Origin of the sequence: Rubritalea tangerina, assembly GCF_042683245.1 — a bacterium.
GTDB classification, from domain to species: domain Bacteria; phylum Verrucomicrobiota; class Verrucomicrobiia; order Verrucomicrobiales; family Akkermansiaceae; genus Rubritalea; species Rubritalea tangerina.
Map to the genome: position 1 here is coordinate 1 of NZ_JBHUJB010000045.1, position 13745 is coordinate 13745.

Below are 13745 nucleotides of genomic sequence, written 5' to 3' on the forward strand. Positions count from 1 at the left end.
CCTTTAGAGAAATCCCGCATAGAGGGGCTACACGAAAAACCGCTTAAGTCCGTGCCATTCGAGACAGACAATTTTTGTAGCTAGCAATAAAAATCATCCAACATCTACCCAGTTTTCCTACCACTCAATCTACACCAACCCCTTCTCACCTAAAAATGCCAAATCAGGACACCCTCTCTCCAGATTTACCAATAAAAACACAGAACAGTATTAGCCAAGTACACACCTAAATCTGAATTGATAGACAATCCTAACTAAGCACACCGCATCGATTCCCCCAGCGATAGTTCACTCGAGTTTTCGCATCGACCACAAGCCGCAGCCATCGAGCGCCCCTCGCATTTTACTCGAGAGGGCTTTGCGACTCTCACTTAAGAAATCGCCTTTGATTCCCTCGATCACTTCATTCACCCATTCACGGCTTCCAAGTACGGCTCCTTCCACGAAATACCGCGACTGGCAGCGCGCAATCTCAGCGATACTCAGTTTGCCCTCCCGCTCCTGTTCTTTCTTCCACTGCGCTTCACTGAAGCCTCGGCGCTGCTGTTGGGCGATTTCAGCTCTCTCATCATAGCTGGCTCCGTCTTCAAAGAGGATCAGGCGATACCTCTGAGCTACGTTGCGCCAGTCGTATTTGGTGATATCACGGGCTTCACTCCAGCCATCCACAGCTGTGTCACTATCAAGCTCAGAGAGAATGCGCATCAGACCATTGCGCGCTAGTTGACCACCTGCCACCGCTTCTGCATAGCCACACCAACGGTATGCTTTTGGGTCTTCGACCATGCCCGCCCGCACTGGGTTGAGTTCGATATAAGCGGCCATTGTACGCGCCGCATAGCCATTTTCTACGAGCACACTTTTATAGCGTGCCTCCCATAAAGTTCCAAGCCTTCCATGCTTCTTATTGTACCAAGAAGAAAAGCGTTGCTTCAGAGTCTTCATGAAAAGACCAAGGTCCCACATGCGCCGCGTGAAGCGCTCTCTGAGTTCAGCGTGGGCAGCTCGGCCTTCAGGGTGGGTCGCCTTTGCTAACAACTCTAAATGCAAGCGCACCTGATCCACATATTCCTTTGAATAGAGAACTTCCAAACGTTCAATAAGGACCTCATCACTCAAGTGTCGATCACACTTGGGTGGTATCTCCACAAGAATGTGGAAGTGGTTGGTCATGATGCAGTAGGTCAACACACGCACACCGCAAAATGCTTCATACATCCGCATGTAACGCACGAATTGTTCCTTACAGCGAGCATCCAATAAAAAGTCGCGTCCCACAATACGAGACACGACATGGTAAATAGCAGAACGATCTGTATCATCGCCTACCCAGGGGGCTAGTAAACGCGCTTTAGACATAGAATAAAAATATCACAACGAGGGACTTACATCAACATGCTTCTTCTAGATATTGTCTGTCTTTTTAATTGCTGAAACCATCATCTATTTGATGAACTAACTTCAATTCACCGTTCTTTTTCATCACATCCAAAAATGGTGCAAAGTTACCCATTTGAGTAGTTAGGTACCTAGTACCACCATCATCCATAGCATCAGTCAGTGATCGATATTGGAGTTTGTCACCTTCGATAGAATCCACCAATTTAAAGGATTCATCCACTTTTGAGACTGTGATGGTTCCACACTCTGACGTGTAGGTGTCGGACTTACTTTTTGTCCATTTGATGGTGTAGAGCATGTAATTATTTATCCGAAAATCATCAATTTTTGAGGTCACGTAGGTCTAATTAATTACATGAAGAAACTTGATTATGAAGACCCTGCACACCTAGAAAACGTTACCCAACACTTCCTTTGGTCGAACCCAGATGTTGCTGAAAAGATCATTACCAAACTCAATAAAGTCATCTCAAAATTTGTACGTAGTGACTGTGGTTTCGAGGACTCCATTTCTACTGAACAGGCAGCTAGAGGGATTATGGTACAGCTCAGCAAAATCATAGCTGAACAATTTGAACCACTCGCGACACCAACGGTAAAATTACCCAAGTATATTGACCCTTTTGATAATTCCCATGTCGAGTGCTTCAATTGGATCAAAAATATGGAAGACGTATTTAACCCTGTTTTAGAAGATTTCCAAACTTGGCATGAGTACCATCCAGACAAAGATGCAGAACCCTATATAGCAGTAGTTTCTGAACTGATCGAAGCCCATTTATCAACAATCAAGGAAGGTAACGCAGATGGATAAAAGTGATCTCATTCTACTGCTAGTTCTCATGATCTTGGGGATCGGTGTGTTCCAGTTAGGTATCTACACAGCAACTTTACTTGGAGGATTTTCAATTTTATGAAGAAACAATTTAGAGAAGAACTAGACCAAAAAATCTCGGATATCATTGATTTTTACGTAGATCACACAGCATCCGACCAACTCACTGTGCGTGTTGAGTTAACCAAAATGGACGGCATTACGTCAGTTAGTAGCAGGGCATATACTGGGTTAATCAATCACGAAGTGTATCCAAAATCGTTTTTGGAAGATCCAAGCAACAAAAATAAGAAACCTAGATCCTTCAAAGAAGTTTTAGACTTAATTAACAATCATATTTCTGGATAGTCATCCCCCATAATCAAGTAGACTATCTTGTAACAGGCACCGTATCCATCTACTGGGTACGGTGCTTTTTTTAGGAATTACAAATCGCTCAAGAATCCACCACATAACGTCACACCACTAAAACCGACATCGGACTAACAATTAAACCACCAATCAATTGTCAGCCATTCTGGAGCCATTTACAGACACCGTACAGTTACCCAACCCAATAAAAAACCCACCAATTTAATGGTGGGTTGAAAAGGTAGTGATCCTATTTCCGATAGTTGATGATCACTTAGATGATGGGTAAGCCTTAGTTAGTTTTTTTTTGGGGGGGAGGGAAGGTTGAGAGTTGTCTAGCATCTAGTTTTTTTTCACCCCCCTAGTTGGTTGGCTTACTTGCCTCTATCATTAGAGCTTTAAATTTCCGAAGCTCGTTATAATAGCTTTTATTATCAACTATTTTCACTAACTCAGAATTAATAATTTGAGAATTTAAGATGCCGCTTGAGGGAACAGAAATATACATATACGAACCTTTTACAGAAATACTGCCTTTGGCTTTTAAATAATCCTCCCACCCTAATGGGTCTTCTACTCCTTCATATTCTAGACGAGAAAGGCTCATTTTCCCAATCAAGCTACTAAAAGTCTCGCTACCAATGCACAAGTACATCCCAAACAAAAGCTGCGTAAACTCCCTTTTTCTTCTTTCAGTTCGAAAAGGAGACCCTCGATGTAGGTTTTGCTGAATGATTGTGGACTTTGAATAAACCCTATCGAGTTCTGCTGCTATAACATCATGTTTACCTTCTTCAGCCATTGTCAATTGCATAGATAGCAAAGCTACCAAGCATCCTAATACATTACTCTTCATCTATAACATCAAATTTAGGTTTAATTACATTTTCCAAATAGTTTTCAGCGGCTTTCCGAGCCTTAGCTTTGGTCGCATGAAGTGACGGCATACTTTCATCATAATCTTCTTGAGATTCCCATCCATACCAACTCCAAAATAGAAATTTTTTACAAACACACTTGGACCATTCTATTTCGATATCTGCCGTATAAATATATGCCAAAGAGCTACCTATACGAGCAAAACGCTTTCCAATTTTCTTTAGTAAATCATCTATAGAGTCCTGCTCTTCTTTACTGATCACATCAATAACAGCACTATCTAGGCGTTTGTGACCCGGTGTACAAAGACCAATGATGTCATATTCATTGAACACGTCGTTATCAACAAATGCATACAGATTATACCCCCCCTCTTCTTGGATAGCATCTCGCCCAAGCCAACGTCCGTTTACTGAATCATAGAACCTGTAACCGTAATAATGCAACCCACTTTCACTATCTAACTGCTTCGTTGAGAACTGGTGAGTGAAGTCATCTTTCATCGTTCCAGAAGCTGTAACCTGCCCGAATGCATCATATTCGTAGTGAGCTACTGAGGCTCCTGTTGCATCTACATATTCAGACACATTCCCGTTGCCATCGTAGGTTGGGTAGTAAGTAGCTGAACCGTCATTGACAGCTAACAAACCTCCTACACCACCAGCATCTTGCATTCTACCCGAAAGATCCGTCCCCCAAGTGTAGGACGTGCCTAGAGTTGTGCCAGTAAATACTGCGATTGGGTTCCAACGATCATATATGAAGTTTGTGACAGCAGAACCAACTGTCTTTGTGATTCGACGTGAATGGTAGTCATAAGCATAAGTCGCCACTGTTGAGTTATCGGACTTATTCTTGATCTCAATCAAGCGGTTCTCCGCATCCCAAACATACAGTTTTTCACCATCGTCTGTGAGGTTGCCGTCTTCGTCGTGAACTCTTGTTGCACCATTGGCTGCTTCAAGCTGGTTGAGAGCATTCGCTGTGTAGTTGTCAGTTGCTGGCAGCGTCAAGCTGTCGGCTGACTTCTTGCGATTGCCGATGCCGTCGAACTGGTATGCACGGTCAAAGGCGTTGTTCGTTGAGTGATCAGCGGTAACAACCTCACCTTTGGCATTGTAGTTCCAGCTTTCCGTGTGTGCGGAGCTGAAGGCACTGCCAGAACGGGCCACATCCTCACGCTGACCGAGAGCGCTGACGGTGTAATCGAAGGCACTAATCACGCTTGGTATTGCGCCATTCGTGGCATTGCTCTTCACATCGAGCACATTGCGTGTCGCCTCATAGCTGTTCGTCACCGTGTGCGCCGGACCTGTCACACTTTCCACTAAGCTGCCACTGTTTTCCAGATAGCCGTAGGTGAAGTCAGCTGCCGCAGGGGCTGCCGGGTAAGTTGCGCCTGCGTGCACACCTGCCAGACGCCCGGCTGCATCATAACCGTAGCTCGTAGCGTGCTCCTCAGTCGTTCCATTCATTAACTGAAAGCCAGTGGGCCGCAGCAGACTATCCTGTGAGCGATCCAAGGTCCTGGAGAGCCCATTGCCATAAGAGATCACTTCCTTATCGAGCACGAGTGTTACGGGCTCATACACATAAGCATGCTGGTTGGATGTCGCACCGGAGCCTTGTGTCACAGTCGTCGGTCGACCAAAGTTGTCGTATGCGTAGACTACGTCCTGAGTGACGCCATCATTATAGCTCGTCGAAACCATCTGCCCTTGGTCATAGCCGTAGGTAGTTGTCACCTTAGTAGTGCCGTCGGACAAAGTGCGTGACCACTCACGCGTCTTGAGACGCCCGGCATTGGTGTAAGTGTAGTCGGTGCCTTTGTTGTCATCGTAGCGCTTATTATCGAGCCAGCCCCGTTGGGCGTTGTAGTTCCATTTCGTCGAGGCGTACCCTGTTGTTGCCACCGTCGGCTCAGTACCGTGAGCGAGATCTTGGTATGTACGCAGCTCAACAAGACGGTTTTGATTATCGTATAGATTGAGTCGACTATAAGTTTGATCCCCCCAGGTAGCTGCTACCTGTCCAGTGAGGTAGTAACTTGTCTGTGTAATATTAGCCAACGTGACGTTGGATCCATTTTCCACGGTGGTGGTATCAGGAGCATCCACTTTCGTTGTCCTGCCCATCACGTCATACGTATACGCGGTAGTACGATTACCAGCATCAGTCATGCTCTGTACTGAGCCATTTTCGTTATAGCCGTTGTAAGTCACCGTCCCTGTACGAGCATCCGTCGCGGTGAGCACGCGCCCAAAGGCGTCATGAGACGCAGTATTCAGAGTTAAGTGTTCAGTGTTCAGATTGGTTGCGCCTGCGGCGTAAGTTGCTGACTTCACCATGAGACCATCGGTGTAGGTCTGGATGCTGAATGCTCCATTGGCTGCTGTACTCGTGACAGTCCAAGCACCATCCACAGGGACAGACCTCTCTGAGGTGCTCGTGCCAGCAAGCGTGGTGCTCTTGCTCTTGTATCCATCCGCTGACTGCAGTGTGGTGTTAGTCAGGACGCCATTGACCCAAGTACGATAGCGATGCGCAACCCCTAGATCAGGATCGTTGACATCATCATGCTCGGTGGTCGTGACCATCTGCTGGCTATTACTCAACTGTGTTGTGGAGCTAGTGCGTTCACCTCGGGCGTTATACCCGTACGAAACCAAGGAGCCTGAACCAGCTAGAGCAGTTTCATCTGCATCGCGTACCGTGTGTACTTTGCCTTTGGAGCCTGCCGCTGCGGTTTGTGGATAGTAAGCAGTCGATGCATAAGCCCCACCCGTGTATTCAGTTCGGATCGTGCGCCCAAGCTGATCTCGATAGGTCTTTGTGCCCCCACCATTCGCCGGATTATTACTCGTGTAGAGTCCTCCACCATTGAGAGTATGGGTACCGTAGGAGTAGGAATGGAAGACCAGAGGGCTTCCTGTAACAGCTGAGCCGCTTACTTTCTGAGTGCGGTTATCTAAATAAGTATCAGTGATACTCACTCCCCCGTCTGGGGCTGTCACCGTGGTTTTTGAGCCTGTGCCCGCCTGATGCGCAATGACACGCGTGGTCACCTCAGGATTGCCATCGCCATCGGCATCGGGGCTCTTCATGGTGTAGCTCAATCGGTCTAGTGATTGTGTGGTTTCAGACACCAATTGGGTCCCATCTACGGAAGAACGCTGAACAAGAGTGATGAGATCATTGCTCGCATTTCCTGAAATGCTTGTGGTGGTGTGAACCGCTTCCCCAGTGCTAGATCGCTTGTCTGTAATCCTAAAGACTCGCTTAAGCGTGTCTCGCTGGTAACTGCGAGTCGCTCCAGACCTATCACGCGTCAACTCAAGCCCACAGCAACCATACTGGGAGATACTAAAATCATTAATGTTGTTATTGTAGACCCACTTGATCGGGCGACCAATCGCGTCCATCCCATAGCTCAAGACCGCTTCTTTAGTCGATAGCACAAGGTTGCTGGCAACATCGCGCACTTCTTCGGCAATCGCTTGGTAGGATTCGGTGTAAGTGGTCGTTACCTTTGTTCCTGAAGTGATTCCAGCAGAGCTACCTGCACCCTTTATCTCTGAAATGACTAAGTTGCCATTCGTTGTGGCATACTCGTAATGCGTGAAGGTGCCATCCTCATGCTGCACCCACTTACGGCGGCCAGCTAATAACTCGGCTGCACCATCTGGATAATAGCAAGAAACTTGCTCAGCCCATTCACTGCCTGTCCAACGGCTCTGAGTGACTTCACTCTCACCGTTGCTATTGAAAATTCTTTGCGTCTTCTTCTTGGAGACCTGCACTCCAGCAACACTCGTCGTCACTACCACTTCGTTCTTAGCAACCAGAGTCTCCTCAAGTTTTGCATTCTGGTAGCTAGTAATCGGGACGTTCAACCATGAGCTGTATTTCTTGGTAGTCGATGAGGGCGAGCCATTAGAATCATTATATTCGTAGTACTCCCATGATCCATCTGGGCGCACGATTGACTTCACCCGTCGATCAAGATAATCATTCCCCGTGCCTTCATAATACGTTGTCGTGGTGGTTAAGGCTGAGCCATCGGGATCGATCACTTCCTCCACAAGGCGCTTATAACCTACTTTACCGCCATTTTTATCCCCACTTGTGCCAGGTACACCAAATACCGTGTGCGTATTAGGTGGTGTGAAGTCTCGGTATGTTTCTTTCTTATGGCTTACCGTGATGAGGCCTCCATGGGTGCCGTCCGCATTCAGGGAGGCTTCTTCTACCGTGCGCTCTACAGTATAATCCCACGCTTTTGCACCGCGGTTCGTATAAATGAGATGCTCTTTACGCAGAAGCGTGCCACCAGAACCCTCTCCGTCATAGGTTTTCTTGGTGAGAGTGTCACTGGCTGGATCCTCCGTGACCACGTCAGTACGTACGAGTTGCCCGTTCGTGCCAAAGTTCTCCTTCGTCACGATGGTGAGCACCCGGGTGCCAGAAGTAATCTCTGGTTTAGTAAAGGTAATATCCTGCACTGGCACTACCTCCGCTGGATCAGGAGCCACATAAAGAGCTCCAGATTTCACCAAAGTAATGTCAGATTTATTCCAAACCATCACCCTAAAGCCATTGCTAAGCTTTTCGACATGGGTGAATGCGTTGTCGCTAACAATCTGGTTAACAAAACCGTCCTTTTCGATCACTTCTGCATCGCCTGTGCCATGAGGCTCAAGATGCTTCGGGTCTGAAAGATCATTTTGTAAGTTGTATGCATCAATCTCTAAATAGACGGGTGTACGACCAATCGCATTGTCGTTAAAGCGCTCTCGATACATGGCCGAAAATGACTTGTCACCCGAGCCACGGCTACCCGCTGCCACTTCAAACCTCGCCATATCATGAAAGCTACCATCTTTCCTGAGGTTCGACATCCCGACCTTGAGCTTCCAATGGAGGCTTCCTGTATTGAGTTTAGTCGGAGAAGACGTGCTGTCTCCATCCTCTTCACACTCAGGACAAACTTCTTCAGTAGGATCATACTTGGGGTTCACAGCGCCCAACTGCTGACTACTTACTGCAAACAAGGAGATCCCCAAAGCCATCACAGCTGATGGGCGAACAAGGTGCGTAGAATTAAGAAATAACTTCATTTAGACTATTGATTAATTTTTTTAAGAGCAGCCTGAGCTGCATAACGAAATTTTGTAGAGCTCTCAGCAAGCTCGGTGAGGTACGCTCTATCTTCTGGGGCTGCGTAAACCCCGAGAGCTGCTATGGATGAAAGTCGTAAAGACGGGTCTATCGCATGATCGCGAGCCATCTGTTGGATGAGAGGCAGGTGCTTGGCACTACCTTGGAGAGCTAGAGACTGGATAATGGTGGTTTTTAAAGCCAGAGGCGCTGGCGTCTTTCCTTCCAGCATAGAGCTCATGACTGGATCGACCTTTTGCCATGCAGGGTCGATGAGTTCGGCAGCGATTGTCTTGTCCGCAGCCGTCAGCGCCATCATGGCTGTGCCTGGAATCGAGCTATGCGCTAGTGAGGGGTCCACAATCAACGCTGCGAGCGCGTCGAGCACTTGACGACATTCCTCCTGAGCCACCCCATGCCCTCCCCCATTTTGAGGCGTGACCCAGAGCGCCAAATGCTGAGCGCAGTAATCGCGCACGACCTCTGGCTGGCCTGGATCATTCATCAAGGAGAGCAATTCCTGCGAATAGCGAGCGGGAGCCACGTTCTTCTTTCGCATCTGCTCCATGATTTCATTCATCACCACCCACCAATCCTCACGTGCGTGATGAGCTGGATCTCTTTTTAAGATGCCAAAGAGATAATCGATTTCAGCCTCGTTCAAATCGGTGTCGATACTGCGCGCAATCTCGAGTCGCAAATGGTCCCGCTTGCCATCATCAGCGAGAGCCTTCAATCGATCTGAAACAACCAACTTTGGTGGACGGCTCACTGAAGCGCGTGCGCTCGGTCTCGGCTTCTCTGCCAAAGGTGCTTTTGAGCTGACATCCTCGGACGAATGTACCGTCCAGCCGATGAATCCACCAACTAAGACCAGCATCGCTAGCAAACCTATAAGTAAGGCTCTCGTAGACATAACAGAATCACTCAATTAGAACTTATCGACGACCAATCTTGTCTCCATTCTCATCGTAAACATCGATGTAATGGCAGTAACCTCCATTCTGTCCATTGGGCACAAGGAACTGAAGGTAGATGATTTCATCTCTGACATCTGCGGCGGTGAAGGTCTTCTGGGAAGACCCATCAAGGAAGCTCACACCAGAGCGGAAAATAGTCACCACAACCTTGCCCCCTTCTGGTAGGTCTTGCACCACCATCGGTGTGGTAAGAACATAGTAGCCAGGGAAATCCTCTGAACTCACCCCATTGCTCAAGCCATTCTGTAAAGCATCACTCAGAGTAACCGCTGTGATAGGAGCCACATCGAGGATCGGACCATCTTCCCATAAGCGAGCAGCGAGACCGAAATGCCCCCCCTCAGCGGGGTCGAGTCGCAACTTGTAAGTATCTTCATCGACACTCTCAAATGCACTCAAGTGAAGCCCTTTGCCAGTCTCAAAAAAGAGGTCGCGATCCACATCGGCATCTTCAAGTGTGAGATAACTCACATCATTTTGCACAAGAGTCGTTGCTTCAGGAAGCTCGGCACCCACGACTTCTACAGTCAGTGTTCCAGTTTGCCCCGACACATGCACAACCCCAACCTGATAGATTCCAGGAGTATTAAACTCGTACAAAAGCACATCCTTACTGTTATGAAGAATATGATTCTGCCCTTCAATTGAGATCGTCGCTACCACACCATTGCCTACACTCTGGCGTTTATTCGGGTGTTCCGTGTTAGCCCCCGGACCATTTCCAACCCATGCTCCTAGACGCAGGGTGTCACCTTGACGAATACTCAAACTCTCATTATCCAGAATGTTTGTAGCCCACCAAAATACCTCACCACTCACTTCCTGGCCATTGGCAAAAGAGACTGTGTAGCCAGTGTCTTCCCCTGAGTTGAGAGGCAAATTACTATACCAGTGGTTCGCATCGACGCCGCGCTCTGCACTTTGTCCATTCACACTTAGCTGATCCAGCATCCGGGCTCCTCCCTCGATAAAAAAAGGAGAAGTTCTAGAGACCGTAGCAGCAGGCTTCATGAAGTCTGCCTCTGCAAGTTGAGCTTCTACCCAATCAGCAATCCCATCACCATCCTGATCAATTCCAGAGGGTTCACGCACTGTAATGCTATCTATCTGGACAATACGCCGTCCAAATAAGTTATCGATGTCAAGTGTGAGCGTGTGCTGACCTGCTGAGAGGTGAGGGCTTAGCACACGCATAATAGCATGATGGCTCGCTCCGTATTGGAGCGCATAACGACCAACAAACTCCCCGTCGATGAAGGCATTCACATACACCTTTTCATTGGCGTACACAGTGCCTCGCAGACGAGTTTCCACTTGTAACACACAGGCACCGCTTTGGGGCACGGTGAAGTCCCACGAAATTGCTCCTCTAAAAGTATTTGAAAGTAAACCACCATCCACAAAGCTCCATTCGTAATCAGCCCCGTGGAAGGTCTCAACATCTACTGTGGCAACCACCTGCTCATCTGAAGCGTCTGCTACAAGGGGATTAGTGCCATACACATACACCTCATCACCGTCAGAGATCCCGTCTCCATCAGTGTCGGCATTATTCGGATCAGTACCTGCTAAATATTCAGCACGGTTATTGAGACCATCACCGTCAAAGTCACCGTTCTCACCTTGCCCAAAACGGTCAAGCAGACCGTTGTCCAAGGCATCGAGACCGTGGGCGCTTTCCCATGCGTCCGGAAGGCTGTCGTCGTCATTGTCTTCTTCAATATGATGGTAAGTAGAGAGGAATTCAGATGGAATTTCTTCACGCTCCTGCCCAGGTCGAGCCCACGCTATGCTGGCATGTGAGTAGGGGCCATGCCCATGTTGATGCTTGAGCTCAAGGTAATATTTCTGACCTGCCACAAGATACAGTTCTTCTGACATCTGGGTGACAAACTGATCCCACTTATTGTTAGCGTTGAAACCAATGCCGTGGCCTGTGCCGACTTCAGGGCCCATTTCAGCAAGAAGCTGTTTGTGGTACTTTTGCTCGTTCGTAGAGAGATAGAGCTGGGAAGCATTGGTTGAACTCACCCAGAAGCGGTAGCTGCCAGTTTCTGGGGCAGTGATGTATCCTCTAAGCTTCTGAGAAAGACTATTCTGAGCATACTGACCGGTGTTTGATTCCTCAACAAAGACAACCTCCTCTGCAGGCTCGTAAACTTTGTCTGACTGCGCTTCAGCTTCACGCAACGAATAATGAGGCACATCCCAACGACGTTCTCGTGTCAAATAACCTACTAAGCTGTCGGCCTGAAATGGGTTTAAGCCGAGCTTTGCCTCCTCACCATTGCTAATATAATCTCGGTCGGGATCAGCAGAATAAGCGAAGTCACCTGATTGCCACGTTGCCGTATCAAAACCATAGGTGAGTTCCCAGGCATCATTCAAATCATCATCGTCCAGGTCATCTGGCTCTGGAGTATATGCCTCCAATTGCGCAGTAGGGATAAGTTGTCGTTCAGAGAGCTCCAAACGATCCTCATACCCAAAAACTTCTACCTCAGCTAAAGAAATCACATGCTGTCCAGAGGAGGACGGACTTGCCCCAATCTTTTCAACCCTCACCACTTGCGCTGCAACTGGGACGTCTAACTCCCAAGACATGCTCTCTCCTACATGCGTACCATCAGTATGGAAGTCTTCAGAGCCTACAACCACTCCATTCTTATCTATCAGACTAATTCTAAATTGCGCTAAGCGGTTTCTCCAAACATGACGGTTCCATAGAACAATACGATTGAGTGTGCTTTGCTTACCCAAGTCGACTTGCCACCATGAGCCCGCAATATTGTTGGTTTGTGCAAGTCCATCACCAGCACTATCCACCCCACTCGTATTACCATCAATGGCTCCACCCGCTCCCCATTCTGCCTTCTTGTCTGATGATTGAGTCGCTACGACACCTTCATTCTGGGTAAGATTTATCTCTGGTTGAGCAGCCTCTGTACCGAATACTTCAACCTCTGCCAAAGCTAGAACTTGTCTGCGTGAACCCGCGACACTCTTCCCTAGGCGCTCAATTCTCACAGCCTTCGCATTGACAGCCCCACAGAGGCACCAATCTAACTTCTCTCCCACATAGCTCTCTCCATCAGTATGGAAATCACGGCTCATTACCACCTTACCGGACACATCCAGAAGGCTAACGCGAAAATTTGATAAGCGTTTCTGCCAAGTTTTGCGGTTCCATACGACAATACGATCCACTGAATGAGTCGCTGCTAGATCAACTTGCCACCATGCATTTTCAGTATTCAGGGTGTGTGCCACCACATCCCCATTGGCATCATCACCACCCGTATTTCCATCAATCGCAGCAGAAGCAACTCCTTGATCCTCTGTATTGATTTGGCTGGCGACAGCTCCCTCTAGCTGAGTCAAATTGATGCTATCGGAAACTTCATTATACGCCCATGCCAATGCTAGATGATCAGCTCCCCCGCTCTCCTTGTGACGTAATTCAATGTAATACTTCTGCCCAGCTATCAGCCTCACAGGTTCAGACTTCTGTGTCGCTTTCTCGTCCCATGATTGCTTACCTGTCCAGCCATTGTGGTAAGCAACCTTTTTGATATTAGCCTTCTTATCGTCTTCAGATAACCATAATTCAGCTTGGTCATCTCCTGATTCCCAAAAAGTGTAATCTCCTGTTACTGGAGCAATGATATACCCCCTCATCCTAGCGCCAAATGCATCTCCTCGATTACTTGGAGCCTCACTTCCTGCGATGAGTAATTTCTCATCTGCCCCTCCGTGAAATGCATCTAGCACCACGAGATCTTCTACCTTTGATCCTTCGACATTATTCCAGACCTCATAACTGAGCTTTCCGGTTTCGGCTGCTTGTATGGCTGACGCGGCGAGACCTATACCCGATAGACTACGCAATAGCTGATGAGAGTGACACTTCATAAAAACTAAAAACTTTGACGCACGATAGACCACATCGCCCCTCAACAAATCAACCTAAAAAAATAAATGTAATGATTTAACACCTCATCACATACAAAACCCCAACAACCCAAAACAAACTAAATATAAACAACTTACAAACCACCCCTAACACATTGTCTGACAGGAATGGCACGGACTTAAGCGGTTTTTCGTGTAGCCCCTCTATGCGGGATTTCTCTAAAGGTTTT

8 protein-coding genes are annotated in these 13745 nt (G+C 47.7%); 2 read left to right on the forward strand and 6 right to left on the reverse strand.

Features of this window, described 5'->3' with window-relative positions:
- Positions 1–288: 288 nt before the first annotated feature.
- Both ACFSW8_RS10830 and ACFSW8_RS10835 read right to left on the reverse strand, forming a co-directional pair.
- Positions 289–1359 carry a transposase gene (locus ACFSW8_RS10830; RefSeq protein ID WP_377088771.1) on the reverse strand — a complete coding sequence of 357 codons (1071 nt, stop codon included), beginning with the start codon at positions 1357–1359 and terminating at the stop codon, positions 289–291.
- Between the two features lie 64 nt (positions 1360–1423).
- Positions 1424–1699, reverse strand: coding sequence for a hypothetical protein (locus tag ACFSW8_RS10835; RefSeq protein ID WP_377178220.1), 276 nt, complete (start codon positions 1697–1699; stop codon positions 1424–1426).
- A 57-nt stretch (positions 1700–1756) separates the two neighbouring features.
- Between ACFSW8_RS10835 and ACFSW8_RS10840 the strand changes: the two genes are divergently transcribed.
- Together ACFSW8_RS10840 and ACFSW8_RS10845 are read left to right on the forward strand one after the other, a co-directional pair.
- Entirely contained in the window at positions 1757–2215 is a 459-nt protein-coding gene (locus tag ACFSW8_RS10840) for a hypothetical protein (RefSeq protein ID WP_377178222.1), read from the forward strand.
- A 99-nt stretch (positions 2216–2314) separates the two neighbouring features.
- Entirely contained in the window at positions 2315–2584 is a 270-nt protein-coding gene (locus ACFSW8_RS10845) for a hypothetical protein (RefSeq protein WP_377178224.1), read from the forward strand.
- 364 nt (positions 2585–2948) lie between these two features.
- On the opposite strand, the gene ACFSW8_RS10850 is transcribed toward ACFSW8_RS10845, so the two are convergent.
- From ACFSW8_RS10850 to ACFSW8_RS10865, 4 genes are read right to left on the reverse strand one after another with little or no spacing between them, the layout of a single operon-like run.
- The gene (locus tag ACFSW8_RS10850) at positions 2949–3389 is read right to left on the reverse strand and encodes a hypothetical protein (RefSeq protein WP_377088767.1); all 441 of its coding nucleotides are present in this window, start codon (positions 3387–3389) and stop codon (positions 2949–2951) included.
- 43 nt (positions 3390–3432) lie between these two features.
- A complete protein-coding gene (locus ACFSW8_RS10855; protein WP_377088766.1) occupies positions 3433–8583 on the reverse strand; it encodes an RHS repeat domain-containing protein in 5151 nt (1716 codons plus the stop codon).
- A gap of 5 nt (positions 8584–8588) precedes the next feature.
- The gene (locus tag ACFSW8_RS10860) at positions 8589–9539 is read right to left on the reverse strand and encodes a HEAT repeat domain-containing protein (protein WP_377088765.1); all 951 of its coding nucleotides are present in this window, start codon (positions 9537–9539) and stop codon (positions 8589–8591) included.
- Between the two features lie 22 nt (positions 9540–9561).
- Positions 9562–13515, reverse strand: a complete 3954-nt coding sequence (locus ACFSW8_RS10865; protein ID WP_377088764.1) for a PA14 domain-containing protein — start codon at positions 13513–13515, stop codon at positions 9562–9564.
- Positions 13516–13745: the final 230 nt, after the last annotated feature.